We start from the raw sequence: 23636 nt of genomic DNA, 5'->3' as shown, positions 1-23636 counted from the left end.
TTCCCCCCTTAACCGCCTCGCCAGTAATACTGGCGGGGCGGTTGTCAAATGGCGAGCCACGTCACACTGTCTATACTTACATGGCTATGAAAGAGGTAAAGGCGTTTACCTCTCGTAAACCGTAAGGAGGAAAAGGGTGGCTGACTTGTTAACCGCACCGCCTGTACTGCCCGGAAAATATGCTTTCTTTTTCGACCTCGACGGGACGCTCGCCGGGATCCAGCCGCATCCTGACGACGTGGTCGTCCCGGATACGGTGCTAGAGAATTTGCAGCAGCTCTCAAGACTGAACGAGGGCGCATTGGCATTGATTTCAGGGCGCTCAATGGCCGAGCTGGACGTGCTCGCCAGTCCTTACCACTTTCCGCTAGCCGGTGTACACGGAGCGGAGCGCCGCGATATCCATGATCAACTGCACGTTGTATCACTTCCTGAGACCTTAATTAAGGCGTTACACACTCAACTTTCCTCGGCGCTTGAGTCGCTTCCGGGCACTGAACTGGAAGAGAAGGGCATGGCTTTCGCTTTGCACTATCGGCAGGCACCGCATCACGAGGCGGCGGTCTTTGCGATTGCTCGCAGCGTGGCCGATGCACACCCGCAGCTCGCGCTGCAGCCGGGGAAGTGCGTCGTTGAGATAAAACCTGAGGGGATTAATAAAGGTGCTGCTATTGCGGCGTTTATGGCGGAACCGCCATTTAAGGGACGTACACCGGTATTTATTGGCGATGACCTGACCGACGAGGCCGGGTTTCGCGTGGTGAATCAGGCCGAAGGGATCTCCGTCAAGGTGGGGCCTGGTGACACCGTTGCCGAATGGCGACTGGCGGATGTCGCTAGCGTCTGGCAGTGGATATCTGACATCGCTAACCAGCAACAACAACAAATAGCGCAAAGCAAAGGGGGAAACCATTATGGGTCGCTTAGTCGTCGTCTCTAACCGAATCGCACCGCCTGACGATAAAAAAGCCAGTGCAGGTGGCCTGGCGGTAGGGGTGTTAGGTGCCTTAAAAGCCGCTGGAGGGCTGTGGTTTGGCTGGAGTGGGGAAATCAGTGAAGAAGAGAAACCGCTCAAAAAGGTGACGCGCGGAAACATTACGTGGGCTTCATTTGCATTGAAAGAGAAAGACTATGACGAGTATTACTCGCAGTTCTCAAATGCCGTCCTGTGGCCTGCGTTTCACTATCGTCTTGACCTGGTCAAATTCCAGCGTGAATCTTTCGAAGGCTATTCGCGCGTGAATGCGCTGCTGGCGGATAAACTGCTGCCATTAATCGAAGAAGACGATATTTTATGGATCCACGATTATCACCTGTTGCCCTTCGCGCGCGAGCTGCGAAAGAGGGGGGTGAAAAACCGGATCGGCTTCTTCCTGCACATTCCTTTCCCGACGCCGGAAATTTTTACCGCGCTGCCGCCGCATGAAGAGCTGCTGGAGGCGCTGTGCGATTACGATTTGCTGGGCTTCCAGACCGAAAATGACCGCCTCGCGTTCCTTGACTCCGTGTCTGGCAAAGCGCGTCTGGTGACCAAAGGCGGGAAAACCCATACGGCGTGGGGGAAAACCTTCCACACCGAGGTCTATCCAATAGGGATTGAACCTGACGAAATCGCGGAGCAGGCTTCCGGCCCGCTGCCGCCGAAGCTGGCGCAGCTTAAGAATGAACTCAAGCACGTGAAAAATATCTTCTCGGTTGAGCGTCTTGATTATTCCAAAGGGCTGCCGGAACGCTTCCTGGCGTATGAAACGCTGCTGGATAAATACCCGCAGCATCACGGGAAAATTCGCTATACCCAGATTGCGCCGACGTCGCGCGGTGAGGTTCAGGCCTATCAGGATATTCGCCATCAGCTGGAGACAGAAGCAGGGCGCATTAATGGCCGCTACGGCCAGCTGGGCTGGACGCCGCTGTTTTACCTGAATCAACACTTTGACCGTAAGATCCTGATGAAGGTCTTCCGCTATGCGGACGTTGGGCTGGTCACGCCGCTGCGCGACGGGATGAACCTGGTGGCGAAAGAGTATGTGGCTGCCCAGGATCCTGCCGACCCGGGTGTTCTGGTGCTTTCCCAGTTTGCCGGGGCCGCAAATGAGCTCACGTCGGCACTCATCGTTAACCCTTACGACAGGGATGACGTGGCTAACGCGCTGAATCGCGCCCTGACAATGCCGCTCACGGAACGTATTTCCCGCCATGCTGACATGATGGAAACAATCCGGAAGAACGATATTAACCACTGGCAGGCGCGTTTTATTCAGGATCTCCGGGATATCGCTCCGCAAAGTCATGAAGGCGATCTGCAAAAAAAGATCGCTACCTTCCCTAAACTCGCCTGATTTACTGCTGGGGGGCTAATGCCCCCCAAGCGGCACTAATAGCACATCGACCTGGCTCGACGCGACAATAGATTTCGCCGCGCAGGCTGCCCGCGATAAAAAGCTGTGGTTATGGTTCCCGCAAATCACTAAATCAATATTTTGTTTACGACACATATCGAGAATATGGGCGTTAAGTTCCCCGGTCGCAATAACGGTCTCATAAACAGGATATTGTGCCTTTTCCACTAGTTCGCGCAGAAATTGCTGCGTTTCTTCCTGCAGAACCTCGCGAATATCCTCCAGCATGGGCGCGGCCAGCTGATTATACATCTCTGGCTCTGCGGCGAGCGTGATGAGGCTGATGCGGGCATTGTGGGGTCTGGCAATGGAAACTGCCCGGGCGACGAGCTGATGGCTTTCGGGGGAAACTGCAACGGAAACAAGAAGATGGGAGTAACTCATGGCGCACTCCTTGGGTGTCTGAAAGACAGCGTTTTACCACCTTTACCGCGAAATCCCTGGTTCTGCAAGAGCAGATTACGACATTAGTGTGAAGCTTATCATAATTATTCATTAATTATTCTTATAAGAAGAATAACTGAAAAATGCGCCTAAATGAAAAAAATTAACAACTTAACGTAAATCACACAAATCCACGCTTTGACTGTTAAATCGTTTTGATGCGTTACAAACTCATTTCGAATGATCACGTCCTGAAACATCTTTTTTGTGCTACCTGCATAACTATATGTTTTTTCACGGTAAGAAAAATGTTTCCAGGAGAGGGGCTTGATGTAAATGTTTCCGCGCGACGCTTACGGCTGGAAAAGCACGTTGCATGCCAGTTTGGATCACCCTTCTGCATGAGTATTCGTCAATTAAGAATACAAAACAGTACTGATTGGCTAAATATTGAACAAATTACAAGTCATACTGATGGATTTATGGGTCATATTCACTTAAATTGTGTGACGTGGATCACATTTTTTTTAAATTTGAGGGTGGCTGGATTGTATGTGTCAAAACTGACGAGTAGAGTTTGCGTCGAATTAGGAAAAATCTTAGTTATTTGTAAGAAATGATAAATCATGTAAGAGACGCATTCGCGGTTTCTCTCTTACGGTTTCAGTGAATACAAACCTAAATTCAACTATGCATTTAGCCTTTTCTTTTTTATACCGGGTGATTTCCCGGCGACATCACGGGGTGCGGTCTTTCCGCATAAAAATAATAGTTGGTTATTCGGGATGGGAACAATGCATACATCCGAGTTGCTAAAACATATCTATGACATCAATTTGTCGTATTTACTGCTCGCGCAGCGTTTGATTAGTCAGGACAAGGCGTCCGCGATGTTTCGTCTGGGTATTAACGAAGAAATGGCAACCATGCTGGGCGGCTTAACCCTCCCGCAGATGGTTAAACTGGCTGAAACGAATCAACTGGTTTGCCAGTTCCGTTTCGATGATTCGCAGACAATAACGCGTCTGACGCAGGAATCCCGTGTGGACGATCTCCAACAGATCCATACCGGTATTCTTCTTTCCACTCGCTTGCTTAACGAAATCAGCCAGCCTGATGACGTAGCCCGTAAGAAAAGGGCCTAGCAATGAGCGAGAAAAGCATTGTTCAGGAAGCGCGTGACATACAGTTGGCCATGGAGCTGATTACGCTGGGTGCTCGTTTACAAATGCTGGAAAGCGAGACTCAGCTGAGCCGTGGTCGTCTCATCAAACTGTACAAAGAGTTACGTGGTAGTCCCCCGCCGAAAGGCATGCTGCCGTTTTCTACCGACTGGTTTATGACGTGGGAGCAGAATATTCATGCTTCGATGTTCTGTAATGCCTGGCAGTATCTTCTCAAAACCGGTTTGTGCAGCGGCGTTGACGCCGTGATCAAAGCGTACAAACTTTACCTTGAACAATGCCCACAGCAGGAAGAAGGCCCTCTGCTGGCGCTGACCCGCGCATGGACGCTGGTGCGTTTTGTTGAGAGCGGAATGCTTGAACTGTCGCGCTGCAACTGCTGCGACGGCAATTTTATTACCCATGCTCATCAGCCTGCAGGCAGCTTCGCCTGTAGTTTATGTCAGCCTCCATCCCGCGCAGTAAAAAGACGTAAACTTTCCCGGGATGCTGCCGATATTATTCCACAACTGCTGGATGAACAGATCGAACAAGCTGTTTAACCCGAACGTGTGGGAAAGATTCCAGCAGCGGTAAGCAATTACCGCTGCTTTTTTTTACCCCGCAAACGGTAAACGCTGCGAGCTGGACGTCCTTGCCATAGTCACTAGCGGAAGGATGATGTCGTGCTTATCTTATTAGGTTACCTGGTAGTTCTCGGTACAGTTTTCGGCGGTTACATGATGACCGGCGGGCACCTTGGAGCACTCTATCAACCGGCTGAACTTATTATCATCGGCGGCGCAGGGGTAGGGGCTTTTATCGTTGGTAACAACGGTAAATCAATCAAGGGCACGCTGAAAGCGATTCCGTTGCTGTTCCGTCGCTCGAAATACACCAAAAGCATGTATATGGATCTGCTGGCATTGCTCTATCGCCTGATGGCGAAGTCGCGTCAGCAGGGCATGTTCTCGCTTGAACGGGATATTGAAAACCCGAAAGAAAGCGAAATTTTTGCCAGCTATCCGCGAATTCTTGCTGACGCCATGATGCTGGATTTCATCGTCGACTATCTGCGACTCATCATCAGCGGCAACATGAATACCTTCGAAATCGAAGCGCTGATGGACGAAGAGATTGAAACCCACGAAAGCGAATCTGAAGTGCCGGCCAACAGCCTGGCGCTGGTCGGCGACTCGCTTCCGGCATTCGGTATCGTTGCCGCGGTAATGGGCGTGGTTCACGCCCTGGCCTCGGCAGACCGTCCGGCAGCCGAGCTGGGCGCGCTGATTGCCCACGCGATGGTGGGGACTTTCCTCGGTATTTTGCTGGCGTACGGCTTCATTTCGCCGCTGGCGAGCGTTCTGCGCCAGAAGAGCGCGGAAACCACCAAAATGATGCAGTGCGTGAAGATCACGCTGCTCTCTAACCTCAACGGTTACGCGCCACCGATCGCGGTTGAGTTTGGCCGTAAAACGCTTTACTCCAGCGAGCGTCCGTCGTTTATCGAGCTTGAAGAACACGTGCGTGCGGTGAAAAACCCAAACCAACAGACGACAACTGAGGACGCATGAAAAACCAGTCCCATCCGATCGTCATCGTAAAAAAACGCAAGCACAAGGGCGGCGGGCATGGCGCACACGGCTCGTGGAAAATTGCGTACGCCGACTTTATGACGGCAATGATGGCGTTCTTTCTGGTGATGTGGCTGATCTCCATCTCCAGCCCAAAAGAACTGATCCAGATTGCCGAATATTTCCGCACGCCGCTGGCAACGGCGGTAGCCGGCGGGCCGCGTATCTCTAACAGCGACAGCCCGATCCCGGGCGGCGGCGATGATTACACCCAGCAGAAGGGTGAGGTGAAAAAAGAGCCGAACATCGACGAGCTGAAAAGAAAGATGGAGCAGGCGCGGTTGAAGAAACTGCGTGGCGATCTCGATCAGCTGATTGAGGCAGATCCGAAACTGCGCGCGCTGCGCCCACATCTGAAGATCGACCTGGTGCAGGAAGGGCTGCGTATTCAGATTATCGACAGCCAGAACCGCCCAATGTTTAAAACCGGGAGTGCGGAAGTCGAACCGTATATGCGCGACATTCTGCGTGCCATTGCACCGGTGCTGAACGGCATTCCTAACCGAATCAGCCTGTCAGGACACACGGATGATTTCCCGTACGCCAGTGGGGAGAAGGGATACAGCAACTGGGAGCTTTCTGCCGATCGTGCCAACGCCTCGCGTCGCGAGCTGGTGGTAGGTGGGCTTGATGATGGCAAGGTACTGCGCGTAGTCGGCATGGCCGCAACCATGCGCGTTTCCGACCGCGGGCCGGATGATGCCATCAACCGTCGTATCAGTCTTTTAGTGCTGAACCAGCAGGCGGAGCAGGCCATCCTGCATGAAAACGCCGAAAGTCAGAATGAGTCACTGGACGATTTAAAACAGCCTGGGGCCGTTCCTTCGGCTGCCGTTCCAACATCGCCACCAGCCAATCCGAGGTGATAGCGTGAGCATGGATATTAGCGATTTTTACCAGACATTCTTTGATGAAGCCGACGAATTGTTGGCCGATATGGAGCAACACTTGCTCGATTTGGTGCCCGAAGCACCGGACTCCGAGCAGCTCAATGCCATCTTCCGTGCGGCGCACTCTATTAAAGGCGGAGCCGGAACGTTTGGATTTACCATCCTGCAGGAAACGACCCATTTAATGGAAAACCTGCTTGATGAAGCACGACGCGGTGAGATGCAGCTCAATACCGACATTATCAACCTGTTTTTGGAAACCAAAGATATTATGCAGGAACAGCTCGACGCCTATAAAAGTTCGGCAGAGCCTGATGCCGCCAGCTTTGAATACATCTGCAACGCGCTGCGCCAGCTCGCCCTGGAAGCAAAAGGTGAGGTCGCTGCAGCCGTTGTCCCTGCGGCGAAACTGAGCGTTGTCGATGCGGTTGCTGCCGACGAGGCCGCGCCAGCCGCTGCACAAGCGGGCAAACTGCGCGTTGTGCTGTCACGTCTCAAAGAGAATGAAGTTAACCTGCTGGAAGAAGAGCTGGGTAACCTGGCGAAATTAAGCAACGTGGTAAAAGGCAAAGACAGCCTTGCCGCGACGCTTGATGACGGTATTGGGCAGGACGATATCGTGGCGGTGCTGTGCTTTGTGATCGAAGCTGACCAGATCGCCTTCGAAACCGAAACGGCTGCGGTTGACGCCCCTGCCGCTGCGGAAGAGGTGGCCGCTGTCGCTCAGGCCGCCGCACCGGCTGTGGCTCCTGCGGCTCCGGCGCTGAAGGCCGTGCCAAAAGAGGCCGCGGCACCTGGCCGTGGAGAGAAACCTGCCGCGCGCTCCAGCGAGTCAACCAGTATCCGCGTTGCCGTTGAGAAGGTCGACCAGCTGATTAACCTGGTTGGCGAACTGGTGATCACCCAGTCGATGCTGGCCCAGCGTTCTAACGAACTGGACCCGGTCACGCACGGCGATCTGATCACCAGCATGGGCCAGCTGCAGCGTAACGCCCGCGACCTGCAGGAATCGGTCATGTCCATCCGTATGATGCCGATGGAATATGTCTTCAGCCGCTTCCCGCGTCTGGTCCGCGACCTTGCCAGCAAGCTGAATAAACAGATTGAACTGACCCTGATGGGCAGCTCAACCGAACTGGATAAGAGCCTGATCGAGCGCATTATCGACCCGTTAACGCACCTGGTGCGTAACAGCCTCGACCACGGTATCGAACTGCCGGAAAACCGCATTGCCGCCGGAAAATCCCCGGTCGGTAACCTGATCCTCTCTGCTGAACACCAGGGCGGGAACATCTGCATCGAAGTGACCGACGACGGCGCGGGTCTTAACCGCGAGCGCATCCTTGCAAAAGCGATTTCGCAGGGGATGGCGGTCAATGAAAACATGACCGACGAAGAAGTGGGCATGCTCATCTTCGCGCCGGGCTTCTCTACCGCAGAGCAGGTGACCGACGTCTCCGGGCGCGGCGTAGGCATGGACGTGGTGAAACGTAACATCCAGGAGATGGGCGGCCACGTTGAGATCCAGTCTAAACAGGGTTCCGGCACCACCATTCGCATCCTGCTACCGCTGACGCTGGCGATCCTCGACGGCATGTCTGTCAAAGTGGCGGACGAAGTCTTTATCCTGCCGCTGAACGCCGTGATGGAATCCCTGCAGCCGCGTGAAGAAGATCTGCATCCGCTGGCGGGCGGCGAGCGCGTCCTCGAAGTGCGCGGTGAATACCTGCCGCTGGTGGAACTGTGGAAAGTGTTCGAAGTGGACGGGGCGAAGACAGAGGCCACGCAGGGCATCGTTGTGATCCTGCAAAGCGCGGGCCGTCGCTACGCGCTGCTGGTCGATCAGCTGATTGGCCAGCACCAGGTGGTAGTGAAGAACCTCGAAAGCAACTACCGCAAAGTGCCGGGTATTTCTGCCGCCACCATTCTGGGTGATGGTAGCGTGGCGCTGATCGTCGATGTGTCGGCGCTTCAGGGTTTAAATCGTGAACAACGTGTGGCGTACACAGCCGCCTGATTAAGTAGAAGGTAATAACATGACCGGTATGAGTAATGTAACGAAACTGGCGGGCGAGCCATCAGGGCAGGAATTCCTGGTATTCACTTTAGGCGATGAGGAGTACGGCATCGATATCCTGAAAGTGCAGGAAATCCGTGGTTACGACCAGGTTACCCGCATCGCTAACACGCCTGCTTTTATTAAAGGTGTCACCAACCTGCGTGGCGTCATTGTGCCAATCGTGGACCTGCGCGTGAAGTTCAGCCAGGGCGACGTTGACTACGACGACAACACCGTGGTGATCGTTCTGAATCTGGGGCAGCGCGTGGTAGGTATCGTGGTGGACGGCGTATCTGATGTGCTTTCCCTGACCTCTGACCAAATTCGTCCTGCGCCGGAGTTTGCGGTCACGCTGTCGACCGAATACCTGACCGGCCTGGGCGCGCTCGGCGAGCGTATGCTGATCCTGGTGAACATTGAGAAGTTGCTGAACAGCGATGAGATGGCGCTGCTGGATATCGCCGCGAGTCACGTAGCGTAGGTAAATGCAAAACGGCAACCCAGGTTGCCGTTTTTGTGTTTGCACCCTCTCCCTGTGGGAGAGGGCTGGGGTGAGGGCATCAGGCCTCACCCTTTTTTTCACCTTACGCTTCCTGCTTTACCAGTTCAGCTTCAGCTTCCCGCGCGCCTTCATTCTGCGACAGCATCGCGGTCGCGATCCCATTCCCCAGCACGTTAATTGCGGAACGGCCCATATCCAGGAAGTGGTCGATCCCCATCAGCAGCAGAATACCCGCCACCGGAATGTTAAAGCTTGGAATGGTTGCTGCCAGCACTACCAGGGATGAACGAGGCACGCCCGCAATCCCTTTCGACGCCAGCATCAGAGTCAGCATCAGTACCGTCACTTCAGAGAAGCTCAGGTGAATGTTGTACGCCTGAGCGATAAACATCGAGGCGAAAGAGCAGTACACCATCGAACCCACCAGGTTGAAGGAGTAGCCAATCGGCAGAACGAAAGAGGCGATGTTGCGCGAGCAGCCAAAGCGCTCCAGCTGCTCCAGCGTTTTCGGGTAGGCGGCTTCAGAGCTGCTGGTGGTAAACGCCACCAGGACCGGGTCTTTCAGCATGCTGACCAGGCGAAACACCTCTTTTTTCAGCACCATGTAGCCCACGGCCAGGAGCACCATGCAGGTGAGAAGAATGGCAACATAGTAGCCGCCAATAAAGGAGGCGTAGTTCAACAGAATGCCCAGACCCTGCGTGGCAATGACGGATGAAATCGCCGCGAAAATGGCCAGCGGAGCAACGTACATCACGTAACCCGTTACCTTCAGCATGATATGGGAAACCACATCCAGCGCGGCCACCAGCGGCGCGTTGAATTTCTGCCCCAGCGACGCGCCGCCGATGCCGAAGAACATCGAGAACACCACAATCTGCAGGATCTCATTGTTCGACATCGCCCCCGCGATGCTGGTCGGAATGGTGTGCGACAGGAACGCTTTCAGCGTCATGCCGCTAACGGCCAGGCCGGTATCTACCGCTTCTGTCGGAACCGTCAGGTTCAGACCGCTTCCCGGATGCTCCAGCGTGACGATGAACAGGCCAACCAGAATTGAGAGCACGGATGAGCTGATAAACCACACCATCGCTTTGCCGCCAACGCGGCCAATGGTGGAGGTTTCGCCCAGCTTCATAATGCCGACGGTGAGCGTGCTGAAGACCAACGGTGCAATGACCATTTTGATTAGACGGAGGAAAATATCGGTCAGAAGGGTAATATTATCCGACCAGGCTGTGATGGCATCCGCAGATGCATACTCATGAATTGCTGCCCCTGAAAGAATACCCGCCAGCATGAATATCACGATGAAGAGTGTGAGTTTGTTTGCACTTGCCACGAAAAAAGACCCTCTATGCGCTTCAGATGTAGCCCGCATCGATACATATAAATTTTTTATTACGATGCGGGAAATTATTCGGCACATAAATTGACGCAAAGTGTAGGGGGATACAACTCCTTTTTAAGTTTTATTAATTTTGTTGTTAATGCGTCGACGATATATTGTGATCGATGTCACACTTTAATGGATATATTCTCCCCGAATAGAATAAAATTGCTGTCTGAATTAATTTAACCTTCTGTTATTTATAAGAAAAATGAGTCAATAAGATATATGCCTTATGCGTTAAGGGTCAGGTGGTCGAAGCGATATCCGTAAACTAAATTCTCAATAACCCCCTCAGAGGAACGTTAAGCGGGGCTAACATCTTGAACGACAAAAATAAAATGTGGCAAGGGAACGGAGACGTCATCTGGAGGGTGGTAAATGAAAAGAAAACTTCTTTTGATCTGCGCAGGCACCTTACTGGCTGCGACAACGGCGCATCAGGCGCTGGCCGTCACCAGCAGCGGCACCATCGGTGCAACGCTGACGCTGACAAACGGGTGTCTGATAAACGGCTCGCCCGCACAAAGTGGCATTAACTTCGGTACGCTCGATTTCGGTACCCATCCGGCAACCTTTTCCACGCTTACGACGCAGCTGAGCGGCGCCAGCGGCGGAAACACCTTCACCATTCAATGTACGACCGCCAGCTATACGGTCGCGATCACCGGTAATACCCACTCCACTGCGCCCGGCTCGGTTGTCGGTTCGCCGGGCACGCCTGAACGCTATCTGGTAAATACGGCCAACGCGGCACAGGGCGTAGCCTACAGCCTGTACAGCGACAGCGGGTTTAACACCGTGATTGCCAATAACGCCGCGCTGCCGATCGCGTCCACGGCAGGCGGGGTGGACAGTTATACCCTCTACGGACGGATTACCGGCGGCGGTAACAGCGTGACGGTCGTCCCGGGAACCTACACCGACACGATTAACGTCAGCGTCACCTACTAGTCCCGAACCGCCATGAAGGCATCTCTCACAGGTCTGCGCAAATGCGCAGAGGGACGCGTGCAGCCTTTTTTCGCGCTGATCGTCGGATTGCTCATGATGCCCACGGCGGATGCGGTGACATCCCAGTCGTTTAAGGTCAGCGCGATGATTGTCCCGGGATGCGCGGTGGTTACCGGTAGCGGAGGGCTTCTCGGTACGCTGGATTTTGGCAGCCATAACGGCGTCGAGAGCGCGCCGGTCAGCACCAGCTTTGTGCCAAACGGGGCGTTGTCTATTGCCTGTACGCCAGGCGTGGCGCTGAGCATGAGCATTAATGGCGGTCAAAATTATTCATCCGTTCGCCGCATGAAGCGCGCGAACGGCGTCGATATGGTGCCATACCGACTCTACAGCAGCAGCTCGCTGGCCGCGAACAGCGAAATTGGCGTCAACCAGGCGATAGCGGTGACCTATACCAACAGCAATAACATCGCGCTGCCGCTTTTTGGCGTGGCGCTACTGACCGGGTTTAGCCCGGCGGGAACCTATTCCGATCAGCTCACCGTGACCTTGTCATGGTAATAAAGGGAGAGTGTTGATGAAGCCATTTTTCAGACCGGTTTGTCTGGCGGGCGCGTTGGGAATGGCGGTTGCTGGCCAGGCGCAGGCGGCGGCCACCATCCTGCTCTGGCCGATCGATCCCTGGCTTGCTGCGGACGCCAACGCCACGGAGCTGTGGATCCAGAACCAGGGAAACAGCGCCACGACGATGCAGGTTCGCATCGTGCGCTGGAAGCAGGAGGACGGACACGAGCGCTATACCGCGCAGCAGGACGTGGTCGCCAGCCCGCCCATCGTCACGATTGGCACGGGCAGCAAGCAGCTCATTCGCCTTATCAAACAGGCTACGGTTCCTGCAGGGGTCGAACAGGCCTATCGCATTATCGTCGATGAAATCCCCCAGCCAGATGCCAAAGCCGAACCCGCTATCGGCCTGAAATTGCAGATGCGTTACTCCATCCCTCTGTTCGTATATGGACAGGGGATCCCGACCATCAAAGAGGGGGCGCATCACGCGCTGGTGGAGACCCAAAACCTGAGCTGGCGGGTGACGCAGGCTGAGGGTAAGCCTGCGCTGGAGGTCAAAAATCGGGGGGATGTCCACGTCAGGCTGAGCCAGGTGGCGCTGGAGCAGGGAGGTCAGAAACGCACGGTGGCGGAAGGATTGCTGGGTTACGTTCTGCCGGGCAGTACCCGCAGCTGGCCTATACCCGCTGGCGTTCGTCAGCCAGAGCGGATGAGCGCGCAGATTAATGCCAGGGACGAACAATGGCAGTCGACGCCCGTCAACTGAAGCCGGCGATGATGATACTGCTATGCGTCAGTTCCGCGACCCTGGCCGAGCCCGGCGACGACAGTTTACCGCCGCCTCCCCAGGCACAGGCGGTAAATGATGAAGCGGTTTTCCAGCTGGCCCTCGTGCTCAACCACTACGATACCGGCCTGGTCGTGCCCGTGACGCAGCGTAAAGGCGCTTTCTTTATCTCCAGCGCCGATTTGCTGCGCGCGGGGCTGCCCCCGGCGCACGTTCCCACCGGCGAGGTAAATCTCTCCTCGCTTGCTCAGGTTCGGGTGGAGTACGACAGCGCCGCGCAGCGCCTGCTGCTGACCGTTCCCCGCGACTGGGTGACGGCCCGCGTGACGCCTTTCAGCGCGCAAGCGGCGCAGGCCAAACCGCACTTCGGGCGCGGCGCGCTGCTGAATTACGATCTCTACACCAACCACACGGAACATATCGGCGGTCAGGCGTCGATCTGGCATGAGTTCCGCTACTTCAACGAGAACGGCTCGTTTTCCTCGACCGGTTACGCGCGGGAAAATTTTACCGGTAACGACGGACAGCAGGAAGGGTATGTACGCTATGACACGACCCTGCTGTTCACCAACGAAGATGACGCGATGAGCTGGAGCGCCGGGGACGTGATCAGCGATGCCCTGAGCTGGAGCTCCAGCGTGCGAATGGGGGGGATAAGCGTCGGGCGGGATTTCTCCCTGCGTCCTGACCTGGTGACATGGCCGCTGCCCGAGTTCGCGGGTGAAGCCGCGGTACCCACTTCGGTCGATCTCTTTATCAACGGCTATCGCTCCGGTTCAACCCAGCTTCAGCCGGGGCCCTTCACTCTGACTAATCTGCCCTATATCAACGGCGCCGGGGATGCGGTTCTGGTCACGACGGATGCGCTGGGGCGCCAGGTAAGCACCACGCTACCGTTTTACGTCACCAGCGACCTGCTCAAACAAGGGCTGAGCGACGGCGCCGTGACGCTCGGCAGCCTGCGGCGCAATTACGGTATCAAGAATTTTGACTACGGTCCGGCAGCCGGCAGCGGCTCGTATCGCTACGGGATGACGGACTGGCTAACCCTCGAGGGCCACGCGGAAGGGGCGCAGGAGCTGGCGTTGGGCGGCGCGGGGACGGTAATAAAACTCGGCCAGTTTGGCGTAGTGAATACCTCTTACTCGCAAAGCCGCATGCGCGGTGATGCGGGCGGGCAAATCAACTGGGGTTACCAGTACAGTACCAGCGAGTTTAGCGTCGCCACCCAGCACACGCGCCGTGACCGCGGCTTTGGCAATCTGGCCCTTTACGATCAGCCGACGGTGTATGACGAAAACGATAAGCCCATCGCCAGCTTTAGCCGTAATACGGACCAGTATTCGCTGACCTTCAATCTGGGACGGTACGGCAACATCGGTGCGGCCTGGATCGGCGTGGAGAGTTTTGACAGCCAAAAAACCGAACTGCTCAATCTCTCCTGGAGCCGCAATCTCTGGGGGGCGAGCAGCATTTACCTGGCCGGCAGCCGGGATCGGCAGCGGGGAGACTGGACGGTCGCGCTGTCGCTGCAGGTGCCGCTGGGGGCTCGCGACAGCGCTGCCGTCACCGTCGAAAACACTCCGGATGCAGGCAGTACCCAGCGCATTAACTACAACCACTCCATGCCTTCTGACGGTGGGTTCAGCTGGAACATGGCCTGGGCCAACCAGTCGAGATCCAGTGATTATCAACAGGGTACGCTGGGCTGGCGCAATAACAATATCGAGCTGCAGGGCGGCGGCTATGGCGAAAGGGATACCATGACCTGGTGGGGCGAGGCGATGGGCGCCGTTGTGCTTATGGACGGCGAGCTGTTCGCGGCGAATAAGATTAACGATGCGTTTGTGGTCATCAGCACCGACGGCCACCCGGACGTGCCCGTCAGCTATGAGAACCAGCCCGTCGGTAAAACCAATAATAACGGCTACCTGCTGGTGAGCGGGGTGTCGGCGTATTACCCGGCCAGCTACCGGATTGATACCCTGAATCTGCCCGCGGATACCCGTCTGAAAGAGACCGAGCGCCGGATCGCGATTCGGCGTCACAGCGGCTATCTGGTCGATTTCCCGATGGAGCAGGAGCGGGTGGCAAGCGTTATTCTGCATGATACGAACGGGAAGGCGTTGCCGGTGGGAAGTCAGGTTCGACGCGCCTCGCGCAGCAATGCGGTGGTGGGGTATGACGGCATCGCCTGGCTGGAAAATCTCAGCGATGTGAACCCGCTGGAGGTGATCGCACCTGACGGGAGGCGCTGCAAGACTACTCTGACCGTGGGGGCCAATCCGGAGCATAAGCTGAAAACCTACGGGCCGCTGATTTGCCGGGAGGCGCCATGACGCGCCTGCTGCTGTTGATCCTGCTGCTGTTCTCCGGCGGCAGCTGGGCGGCGTGTACCGTCAGTACGGTTAATGCGTCGTTTGGCAGCGTCACCTCGTTCGCGCTTAGCGGTACCGGAGAAGTTCAAACGACCGGCACGCTGGTGGTGGCCTGCGATGCCGTACTGAATCTGCTGACCAGCGACTCGGTAACGCTGACCTACACCGCGGCATCGGTTTCGGGCAGCAGCCGGGCCACGATGAAACGCACGGATAATGCGGCCATCACCGACGTGATCCCCACCCGGCTGTGCGGGTTATCGGGATGCGCGAGCAGCAGCGAGGTACAGATAAGTAAATCGTATACCTGGAGCGGGAATACCCTGCTGGGGTTGCTGGGGTCAAAGCAGTACAACATTCCGCTCTATTTCCGCACCGTCGCCGGGCAAAACGTCACTGCCGGGCCATATCAGGTGCAGTTAACCTTCAGCATTAACTACAGCGTGTGCTCCGTGGGCGCGCTCGGCGTTTGCACAATCAATCAGACGGGAACCGCGACAACCACCATCCTGCTCGATATGACCGTCACCAACGACTGCAGCGCCATGACCACGCCAGATGTGAACTTCAACAGCGCACCGCTGGTGCAAAGTTTCCCCACCGTCTCGCAGGCGATTGCCGTCACCTGTACCAAAGGAAGTTCGTATACCATCGGCATTAATAACGGCGCCAACGCGCTGAACAACGTGCGGCGGATGGTGAGCGGCAGCAACGCCATGAGCTACGACATCTATAAGGAAGCCACCGGTAACCGCTGGGGCGGCAGCGGCAGCGAGCGCTGGTCCAGCGCGGTATCGTCCCAGGTCAGTACCGACGGTTTACTGCGCACCTACAACTACACCGCTAAAGTCCTGACCAATCAGGCCACGCCGCCCGCCGGAACCTACACCGACACGTTGATTGTCGACGTGGCGTTTTAACCCCGCGCTTTTCCCTTTCGCAAATGTAAAGTTCCTGTGGGCTGTGCCGATAACACCGTTAATAAATCTATGAGAAGGTGTTGTATGTTGAACCGTATCCGCGTTGTCACAATGCTCATGATGGTGCTGGTCATTTTCGCACTTCTTCAGCTCATCTCCGGCGGGCTTTTTTTCTCGTCATTAAAACAGAACCAGGACAGCTTCGCGGCCTCGAACGATCTCCGCCTGCAGCAGAGTGAACTCACGTCGACGTGGGATCTGATGCTGCAAACGCGCATCAACCTGAGCCGCTCGTCCGCGCGCATGATGATGGACCCCAACAATCAGCAGAGCAGCGCCAAAACCGATCTGTTGAAAAATGCCCGTGCGACCCTCGCTGACGCCGCGAAACATTACGACGCCTTCAAAAAGATTACCCCACAGCCTGCAATGGAGCAGGTGAGCCAGAACATTGACGAAAAATACAACGCCTATCATGCCGGTCTGGCAGAGCTGATTCAGTTCCTGGAGAGCGGCAATATGGACGCCTATTTCGCGCAGCCAACGCAGGGGATGCAAAACGCGCTCGGCGCGGCGCTGGGGGAATACGCGAAGGCCAGTGGCGATCTCTATCACTCGGCCTTTACGGCAAGCCAGAATGACTACCGCTTTGCGAAATGGCAGATGGCGGTGCTGGCGCTGGCGCTGGTTATTGTGCTGGTTGCGGTCTGGTACGGCATTCGCCATATCCTGCTGAACCCACTCGGCCGCGTCATTGCCCACATTCGCGAAATTGCCAGCGGTGACCTGACCAAAACGCTGACCGTTTCCGGGCGCAATGAGATCACCGAGTTGGCAAACAGCGTTGACCATATGCAGCGTTCGTTAATCGAAACCGTCGCCAACGTCCGTAACGGGTCGGAGGCGATCTATACCGGCACCAGCGAAATTGCGATGGGCAATAACGACCTCTCTTCGCGCACCGAACAGCAGGCTTCCGCCCTGGAAGAGACGGCCGCCAGCATGGAGCAGCTCACCGCGACCGTGAAGCAGAACGCCGATAACGCCCGCCAGGCGTCTCAGCTGGCGGAAAGCGCCTCCGAGACGGCGCAGCGCGGCGGACGCGTGGTGGATGGCGTGGTGAAAACCATGCACGAAATCGCCGACAGCTCGAAGAAAATTGCCGACATCATCAGCGTCATCGACGGCATTGCCTTCCAGACCAACATTCTGGCGCTGAACGCCGCCGTGGAAGCGGCGCGCGCGGGCGAACAGGGGCGCGGGTTTGCCGTGGTGGCCGGGGAAGTGCGCAACCTGGCCAGCCGCAGCGCCAACGCGGCAAAAGAGATCAAGTCCCTGATTGAAGATTCCGTCTCCCGCGTGGATACCGGCTCCGTGCTGGTGGAAAGCGCCGGGGAGACCATGAATGACATCGTGAATGCCGTCACCCGCGTGACGGACATCATGGGTGAAATCGCCTCTGCGTCCGATGAGCAGAGTCGTGGTATCGACCAGGTTGCCCTGGCGGTATCGGAAATGGATCGCGTGACACAGCAAAACGCCGCGCTGGTGCAGGAGTCCGCTGCGGCGGCCGCTGCTCTGGAAGACCAGGCGAGCCGTCTGAAGATGGCCGTCTCGGCGTTTCGTCTCGCTTCACTCGCTGGAAACTCGGTCACCCCGCAGGCGACGTATCGCGCGCCAGCCGTTGAATCGGCTGCTAACCGTACGCGTACCGCGACGACCGGACAAGATGAAAACTGGGAAACATTTTGACTGACAATTAAACCGCGGCTGCTTGCCGCTTGATGGGAGCGTGGATGTTAAATCGTATTCGTATCTCGACCACACTGTTTTTGATTCTGATCCTTTGCGGTGTGTTGCAGGTTGGCAGTAACGGGTTGTCTTTTTGGGCGTTTCGCGATGGCTATCAGAATTTGCAGGAAGTTGAGGCGAGTAATCAGCAGCGCTCCGCACTGGCACAAACGCGTGCCGTGCTGTTGCAGGCAAGCACTGCGCTGAACAAGGCGGGAACCTTAACCGCGCTGAGTTATCCGCCGGATGACATTAAAGCGCTGATGGCGACCGCGCGCGACAGCCTGAAGCAGGCTGACGCACAGTTTAAAGCCTTTACGGCGCAGGCCGCCGACAGCGAGAAAGAGAAAGCGCTGAAGGCCGCCATGAAGACGAACTTTGAACAGTGGTATAGCGATCTGGACCACCAGGCGACGTGGCTTGAGAACAACCAGCTTTCGGACTTTATGACCGCACCGGTTCAGGCGTCTCAGGCGGCGTTTGACGGCAGCTTTAACGCGTGGCAGCAGGATATTAACCAGTCTGTTCAGCGTGCCGGTGACCAGAGCCGTCAAAGCTATCACATGTCGGGCATCATCTTTGCCGTGGTGGTGATTCTGGCAGGGCTGCTGACCGGCGGGGCGCTGCTCTGGTCGCGCAGGATGATCGTGCAGCCGCTGGCGATTATCAGCAGCCACTTCGACAGTATTGCGAAAGGGGACCTGGCGCGTCCGGTAGCGGTGTTCGGCAAGAACGAAATTTCGGCGATCTTTGCCAGCCTGAAGGCGATGCAGGGATCGCTGCGGGAAACGGTGAGCGACGTGCGGCAGGGCAGCTATGCCATGCACACCGGGATCTCTGAGATTGCGGCGGGTAACAACGATCTCTCGTCCCGCACCGAGCAGCAGGCGGCCTCGCTGGCGCAGACGGCGGCCAGCATGGAGCAGTTGACCGCGACGGTAGGCCAGAACGCCGATAACGCGCGTCAGGCTTCAGATCTGTCAAAACAGGCGGCGATGACGGCGAAGAAAGGCGGTGACCAGGCGTCACATGTCGCGAGCACCATGCAGGAGATTGCCACCAGCTCGCAGAAAATTGGTGACATCATCAGCGTGATTGACGGTATCGCGTTCCAGACCAACATTCTGGCCCTGAATGCCGCCGTGGAAGCGGCGCGCGCCGGTGAGCAAGGGCGCGGGTTTGCGGTGGTGGCGGGGGAAGTGCGTAACCTGGCGAGCCGCAGCGCCAACGCGGCGAAAGAAATTAAGGTCCTGATCGAAGAGTCGGTCTCGCGCGTTCAGCAGGGCTCAACGCTAGTGGATACGGCGGCGAAAACCATGCACGAGATCGTCACCTCCGTCACGCGGGTTAACGACATCATGGGCGAGATCGCCTCGGCGTCGGACGAACAGCGCCGCGGCATTGAGCAGGTTGCCCAGGCCGTCAGCCAGATGGATCAGGTGACGCAACAGAACGCCTCGTTAGTTGAGGAAGCGGCAGCGGCAACCGACCAGCTGGCAAGCCAGGCGGATCGTCTGACCGGACTGGTCGCGGTATTTAATGTGAAAGAGCACGTTGAAGCAGTAACAGAAGTCGGGCGGTCGCAGGCCGTGCCAGTTGTATCCTGAATGTAATTAAGAAGGCGCTATGACATCACCAATGCCCCCTGGGCAAACGTCATTATTGTTGCAGATGACACAGCGCCTCGCGCTGTCCGACGCGCATTTTCGTCGGATATGTCAGTTAATCTACCAGCGTGCGGGGATCGTGCTTGCGGATCATAAGCGGGACATGGTCTACAACCGTCTGGTGCGGCGCTTGCGTACGCTGGGGCTGGATGATTTTGGCCGCTATCTGAGCATGCTCGAGGCGAACCAGAACAGCGCAGAGTGGCAGGCTTTCATTAACTCGTTAACCACCAACCTGACGGCGTTTTTCCGGGAGGCTCACCACTTCCCGGTACTGGCCGAGCATGCGCGCCGTCGCACCGGGGAGTATCGCGTCTGGAGTGCGGCCGCCTCGACGGGTGAAGAGCCGTACTCCCTGGCGATCACCCTTGCCGACACCCTGGGCATGACGCCCGGACGCTGGAAAGTCTACGCCAGCGATATCGATACCGAGGTGCTGGAGAAGGCGCGTAACGGCGTGTATCGCCAGGATGAACTGAAAACGCTGTCGCCGCAGCAGCTGCAGCGTTATTTCATGCGCGGCACGGGCCCGCATGAAGGCCTGGTGCGCGTACGCCAGGAGCTGGCGAACTGTGTCGAATTCGCGCCCGTTAACCTGCTGGATAAGCAGTACAACGTGCCGGGGCCGTTCGACGCCATTTTTTGCCGTAACGTTATGATCTATTTTGATAAAACGACGCAACAGGACATTCTGCGTCGGTTTGTTCCGTTGCTCAAGCCTGACGGTTTACTGTTTGCCGGGCACTCGGAAAACTTCAGCAACCTCGCGCGTGAGTTTAGCCTGCGTGGGCAAACGGTATATGCGCTGAGTAAGGAAAAAGCATGAGTAAAATCAGGGTGTTGTCTGTCGATGATTCAGCGCTGATGCGTCAGATCATGACTGAAATTATCAATAGCCACAGCGACATGGAGATGGTGGCCACTGCGCCCGATCCTCTGGTAGCGCGGGATTTAATTAAAAAATATAACCCCGACGTGCTAACGCTGGATGTCGAGATGCCGCGCATGGATGGCATAGATTTCCTCGAAAAATTAATGCGGCTTCGGCCCATGCCGGTGGTGATGGTCTCCTCCCTGACCGGAAAAGGATCGGAAATCACCCTGCGCGCGCTGGAGCTGGGGGCGGTGGATTTTGTCACCAAACCGCAGCTCGGCATACGCGAAGGGATGCTGGCCTACAGCGAAATGATCGCGGAGAAGATCCGCACCGCGTCGCGTGCGAAGCTTGCTGCCCATACGCCATTGGCCGCGCCTGCGACCCTGAAGGCCGGTCCCTTACTCAGCTCGGAAAAACTGCTGGTCATTGGGGCGTCAACCGGAGGAACAGAGGCAATTCGTCATGTACTCCAGCCATTGCCGCTTTCAAGTCCGGGTATTCTGATCACTCAGCATATGCCGCCAGGCTTTACCCGTTCCTTCGCCGAACGCCTGAACAAGCTGTGCCAGATCAGCGTGAAGGAGGCGGAAGACGGCGAGCGCGTGCTCCCGGGGCATGCCTATATCGCCCCGGGCGACAAGCATATGGAGCTGGCGCGCAGCGGCGCTAACTATCAAATCAAAATTCATGACGGACCGCCGGTCAACCGGCACCGTCCGTCGGTGGATGTGCTGTTTCATTCGGTGGCGAAACATGCGGGGCGCAACGCCGTTGGGGTGATCCTGACGGGGATGGGCAACGATGGTGCCGCCGGAATGCTTGCAATGCACCAGGCTGGCGCCTGGACGATTGCGCAGAATGAAGCAAGTTGTGTGGTGTTCGGCATGCCGCGCGAGGCCATCAATATGGGTGGCGTGAGCGAAGTGGTCGATCTTAGCCAGGTAAGCCAGCAGATGCTGGCGAAAATCAGTGCCGGACAGGCAATACGTATTTGACTCAGGAGTATTATTTTATGGCGGATAAAGAGCTTAAGTTTTTGGTTGTGGATGACTTTTCCACCATGCGTCGCATCGTGCGCAACCTGCTGAAAGAGCTGGGCTTCAACAACGTTGAAGAAGCAGAAGACGGCGTTGATGCGCTGAACAAACTGCAGGCTGGCGGGTTTGGTTTTGTTATCTCCGACTGGAACATGCCTAACATGGACGGTCTGGAACTGCTGAAAACCATTCGTGCCGATGCGGGAATGGCGTCTATGCCGGTTCTGATGGTTACTGCAGAAGCGAAAAAAGAGAACATCATTGCCGCTGCACAGGCGGGCGCAAGCGGCTATGTGGTGAAGCCATTCACCGCGGCAACCCTGGAAGAGAAGCTCGGTAAGATCTTCGAGAAACTCGGCATGTGAGGTGATGGAAATGTTGCAACCTGCTATGAAACCCGTTGAAGAACATTCGCCGAGCGATATCATCGTCCGCATCGGCAGCCTGACGCGCATGCTGCGTGACAGCCTGCGCGAGCTGGGTCTGGATCAGGCGATTGCCGAAGCGGCGGAAGCCATTCCTGATGCCCGCGATCGTCTGGACTATGTTGTGCAGATGACCGCTCAGGCTGCAGAGCGTGCGCTGAACAGCGTTGAAGCGTCACAGCCGCACCAGGATGCGATGGAAAAGGGGGCGAAAGCGCTGAGCAAACGCTGGGACGAGTGGTTTGAGAATCCTATCGAGCTGGCGGATGCCCGCGAGCTGGTGACGGATACCCGTCAGTACCTGGGTGATGTGCCGGGCCACACCAGCTTCACCAACGCCCAGCTGCTGGACATCATGATGGCGCAGGATTTCCAGGACCTCACCGGTCAGGTGATCAAGCGCATGATGGATGTTATCCAGGAGATTGAGCGTCAGCTGCTGATGGTTCTGCTGGAGAACATTCCGGAACCGGCAGCCCGTCCAAAACGCGAGAACGAAAGCCTGCTCAATGGTCCACAGCTCGACGCCAGCAAGGCGGGCGTTGTGGCAAGCCAGGATCAGGTCGACGATCTGCTGGACAGCCTCGGCTTCTGATTGTTGTGATTACCCTCAGGCTGCGGCGTCAGCCTGAGGGTATTTCGGTTAGCGAAGATCCATCTTCACCGTCACGTTACCTTCAAAGCGGCCCGGGGCCGGGGGGGCATTCGTCGTGCTGACCGGTACAGCCTGAATTTTGACCACACCATTTCCCTGCTCGTCCATTGTTACCGGAAACTCATAGGTACCATCCAGCGCAACGTTCTGACTGTTTTCATCATATACGCGCACCCCGAGATCGTCCCTGTCCAGAAGTTTTGCAATGTACGGCGTACTGCTATCCGCGACCCCCTGATCTGCTGTCAGCGTGAGCTTTATGCGGTCCGTGTTTCCCACTGCGTTATCATCACAGTGGTAGGCAATATCAACGTTTTTGATGGCATAACGTTTTGGCGGTTGCCCCTTGATGACGAATTGCTTGCTGACGATGCTGCCGAACTCAACCTCAATGGTGCTGCCGGCGTTGATAACGCAGCTTAGCGGCGCAGAAAGCGTGCCGCTAAACCAGATATCAGAGACCTGATCTGCCTGCCCTGGATCGCAGCTTCCCCCCGAGCCGAAATAAAGACAGGCGTAGTTTTGAGCGACGATCGTCGAAGGGATAACCTCTTGACCCAGGATGGGTTTTTTAACGTGAAGCAGGATCGCAACGACGTTCCAGCGGAAATTACGCTTTACTGTAGCGGCGTTGCTCGGCTGGGTGCCACTACTGCAAACGTTGGCATCTCCCTCCGTTTTGGCGAGTGCATTCTCGGTAGTGTTACGCATATTAGCTCTGGACGTCGGGTATTCATTGATAGCTAACGGGTTCAATGAAGTACCGTCCGGAGAGTTGATTGCATCCGCGTAGGCGGTGATATCAGCATCGATCTTATCGGTCAAATAGCCGTATCCGTTTGTTCCCGGACTCAGCGGGCTCCCGGCAAACGTTTTTTCATAGACCATGCTCGAAGAAAACATATTTCCGGGACAGCTGCAGTTGGCCACTATCACCGGGCCATTGCCGACCAGATGATTTGGCACATCATAGTCATGATTGGCGACATTTTCGCTGGACGAAAACTCATGATCGAACGACGTGGTGTAGGCTTGCGGCGCACCGAAGCAGTTACGAAGTAAAGTCGCGGCTCCCCTGCACGGGCTGGTTGCGGTCAGGCTCAATGCCGTAGCCAATAAAGCCCAGATGGCCCGTTTCGTGAGTATAGTTTTCATGT

Annotated in this window: 22 protein-coding genes; 19 read left to right on the top strand and 3 right to left on the bottom strand. The window is 56.3% G+C overall.

Annotation, left to right across the window (positions count from 1 at the left end; all coding sequences use genetic code 11):
* Nucleotides 1–136: 136 nt before the first annotated feature.
* Both otsB and otsA read left to right on the top strand, forming a co-directional pair.
* Nucleotides 137–940: a trehalose-phosphatase gene (gene otsB / locus DEO48_RS11125; RefSeq protein ID WP_109845189.1), complete on the top strand. Its 804-nt coding sequence runs from the start codon at nucleotides 137–139 to the stop codon at nucleotides 938–940.
* Nucleotides 915–2339 (top strand): alpha,alpha-trehalose-phosphate synthase, encoded by a 1425-nt coding sequence (otsA, locus tag DEO48_RS11120; protein ID WP_109845188.1) that lies wholly within the window; start codon nucleotides 915–917, stop codon nucleotides 2337–2339. The genes otsB and otsA overlap by 26 nt, the downstream gene beginning before the upstream one ends.
* Before the next feature lie 15 nt (nucleotides 2340–2354).
* On the opposite strand, the gene uspC is transcribed toward otsA, so the two are convergent.
* Nucleotides 2355–2783, bottom strand: coding sequence for a universal stress protein UspC (gene uspC, locus DEO48_RS11115; RefSeq protein WP_023312265.1), 429 nt, complete (start codon nucleotides 2781–2783; stop codon nucleotides 2355–2357).
* Nucleotides 2784–3577: 794 nt separating this feature from the next.
* On the opposite strand from uspC, the gene flhD reads away from it, so the two are divergent.
* The 6 genes from flhD (at nucleotide 3578) to cheW (ending at nucleotide 9010) form a co-directional block, all read left to right on the top strand.
* A complete protein-coding gene (gene flhD, locus DEO48_RS11110) occupies nucleotides 3578–3928 on the top strand; it encodes a flagellar transcriptional regulator FlhD (protein WP_008500415.1) in 351 nt (116 codons plus the stop codon).
* A 2-nt stretch (nucleotides 3929–3930) separates the two neighbouring features.
* Entirely contained in the window at nucleotides 3931–4509 is a 579-nt protein-coding gene (gene flhC, locus DEO48_RS11105; protein WP_013096051.1) for a flagellar transcriptional regulator FlhC, read from the top strand.
* A 123-nt stretch (nucleotides 4510–4632) separates the two neighbouring features.
* On the top strand, nucleotides 4633–5520 hold the full coding sequence (motA, locus tag DEO48_RS11100) for a flagellar motor stator protein MotA (protein WP_008500417.1): 888 nt from the start codon (nucleotides 4633–4635) through the stop codon (nucleotides 5518–5520).
* Nucleotides 5517–6446 (top strand): flagellar motor protein MotB, encoded by a 930-nt coding sequence (motB, locus tag DEO48_RS11095; protein ID WP_109845187.1) that lies wholly within the window; start codon nucleotides 5517–5519, stop codon nucleotides 6444–6446. Before motA ends, motB begins: the two co-directional genes overlap by 4 nt.
* A 4-nt stretch (nucleotides 6447–6450) precedes the next feature.
* Entirely contained in the window at nucleotides 6451–8487 is a 2037-nt protein-coding gene (gene cheA / locus DEO48_RS11090; protein WP_109845186.1) for a chemotaxis protein CheA, read from the top strand.
* 19 nt (nucleotides 8488–8506) lie between these two features.
* The gene (gene cheW / locus DEO48_RS11085) at nucleotides 8507–9010 is read left to right on the top strand and encodes a chemotaxis protein CheW (protein ID WP_023312262.1); all 504 of its coding nucleotides are present in this window, start codon (nucleotides 8507–8509) and stop codon (nucleotides 9008–9010) included.
* A gap of 103 nt (nucleotides 9011–9113) precedes the next feature.
* Here the strand turns inward: cheW and DEO48_RS11080 are convergent, their stop codons facing one another.
* Nucleotides 9114–10373, bottom strand: coding sequence for a dicarboxylate/amino acid:cation symporter (locus tag DEO48_RS11080; RefSeq protein WP_109845185.1), 1260 nt, complete (start codon nucleotides 10371–10373; stop codon nucleotides 9114–9116).
* A 429-nt stretch (nucleotides 10374–10802) separates the two neighbouring features.
* Here DEO48_RS11080 and DEO48_RS11075 point away from each other — a divergent pair, with 429 nt between their 5' ends.
* From DEO48_RS11075 to cheZ, 11 genes are all read left to right on the top strand, one after another.
* Nucleotides 10803–11375 (top strand): spore coat protein U domain-containing protein, encoded by a 573-nt coding sequence (locus DEO48_RS11075; protein ID WP_023312260.1) that lies wholly within the window; start codon nucleotides 10803–10805, stop codon nucleotides 11373–11375.
* Nucleotides 11376–11387: 12 nt separating this feature from the next.
* On the top strand, nucleotides 11388–11936 hold the full coding sequence (locus tag DEO48_RS11070) for a spore coat U domain-containing protein (RefSeq protein WP_109845184.1): 549 nt from the start codon (nucleotides 11388–11390) through the stop codon (nucleotides 11934–11936).
* A gap of 16 nt (nucleotides 11937–11952) precedes the next feature.
* The gene (locus DEO48_RS11065) at nucleotides 11953–12708 is read left to right on the top strand and encodes a molecular chaperone (RefSeq protein WP_109845183.1); all 756 of its coding nucleotides are present in this window, start codon (nucleotides 11953–11955) and stop codon (nucleotides 12706–12708) included.
* The gene (locus tag DEO48_RS11060; protein WP_109845182.1) at nucleotides 12684–15068 is read left to right on the top strand and encodes a fimbria/pilus outer membrane usher protein; all 2385 of its coding nucleotides are present in this window, start codon (nucleotides 12684–12686) and stop codon (nucleotides 15066–15068) included. Before DEO48_RS11065 ends, DEO48_RS11060 begins: the two co-directional genes overlap by 25 nt.
* The gene (locus DEO48_RS11055; RefSeq protein ID WP_109845181.1) at nucleotides 15065–16027 is read left to right on the top strand and encodes a spore coat U domain-containing protein; all 963 of its coding nucleotides are present in this window, start codon (nucleotides 15065–15067) and stop codon (nucleotides 16025–16027) included. Before DEO48_RS11060 ends, DEO48_RS11055 begins: the two co-directional genes overlap by 4 nt.
* A gap of 84 nt (nucleotides 16028–16111) precedes the next feature.
* Nucleotides 16112–17779, top strand: a complete 1668-nt coding sequence (tar, locus tag DEO48_RS11050) for a methyl-accepting chemotaxis protein II (RefSeq protein ID WP_109845180.1) — start codon at nucleotides 16112–16114, stop codon at nucleotides 17777–17779.
* A gap of 44 nt (nucleotides 17780–17823) precedes the next feature.
* A complete protein-coding gene (tap, locus tag DEO48_RS11045) occupies nucleotides 17824–19425 on the top strand; it encodes a methyl-accepting chemotaxis protein IV (RefSeq protein WP_045356785.1) in 1602 nt (533 codons plus the stop codon).
* Between the two features lie 19 nt (nucleotides 19426–19444).
* Nucleotides 19445–20311, top strand: a complete 867-nt coding sequence (cheR, locus tag DEO48_RS11040) for a protein-glutamate O-methyltransferase CheR (protein WP_023312253.1) — start codon at nucleotides 19445–19447, stop codon at nucleotides 20309–20311.
* Nucleotides 20308–21357, top strand: coding sequence for a chemotaxis response regulator protein-glutamate methylesterase (locus tag DEO48_RS11035; RefSeq protein WP_023312252.1), 1050 nt, complete (start codon nucleotides 20308–20310; stop codon nucleotides 21355–21357). The genes cheR and DEO48_RS11035 overlap by 4 nt, the downstream gene beginning before the upstream one ends.
* A gap of 17 nt (nucleotides 21358–21374) precedes the next feature.
* A complete protein-coding gene (gene cheY, locus DEO48_RS11030) occupies nucleotides 21375–21764 on the top strand; it encodes a chemotaxis response regulator CheY (RefSeq protein WP_008500431.1) in 390 nt (129 codons plus the stop codon).
* Nucleotides 21765–21774: 10 nt separating this feature from the next.
* A complete protein-coding gene (gene cheZ / locus DEO48_RS11025) occupies nucleotides 21775–22419 on the top strand; it encodes a protein phosphatase CheZ (protein ID WP_023312251.1) in 645 nt (214 codons plus the stop codon).
* Nucleotides 22420–22467: 48 nt separating this feature from the next.
* On the opposite strand, the gene DEO48_RS11020 is transcribed toward cheZ, so the two are convergent.
* Entirely contained in the window at nucleotides 22468–23634 is a 1167-nt protein-coding gene (locus tag DEO48_RS11020; protein WP_109845179.1) for a fimbrial protein, read from the bottom strand.
* Between the last annotated feature and the right edge of the window lie 2 nt (nucleotides 23635–23636).

It is taken from the genome of Enterobacter sp. CGMCC 5087 (genome assembly GCF_003144775.1).
GTDB lineage: Bacteria > Pseudomonadota > Gammaproteobacteria > Enterobacterales > Enterobacteriaceae > Enterobacter > Enterobacter cloacae_M.
This window is presented reverse-complemented; position numbering and strand designations above follow the sequence as displayed.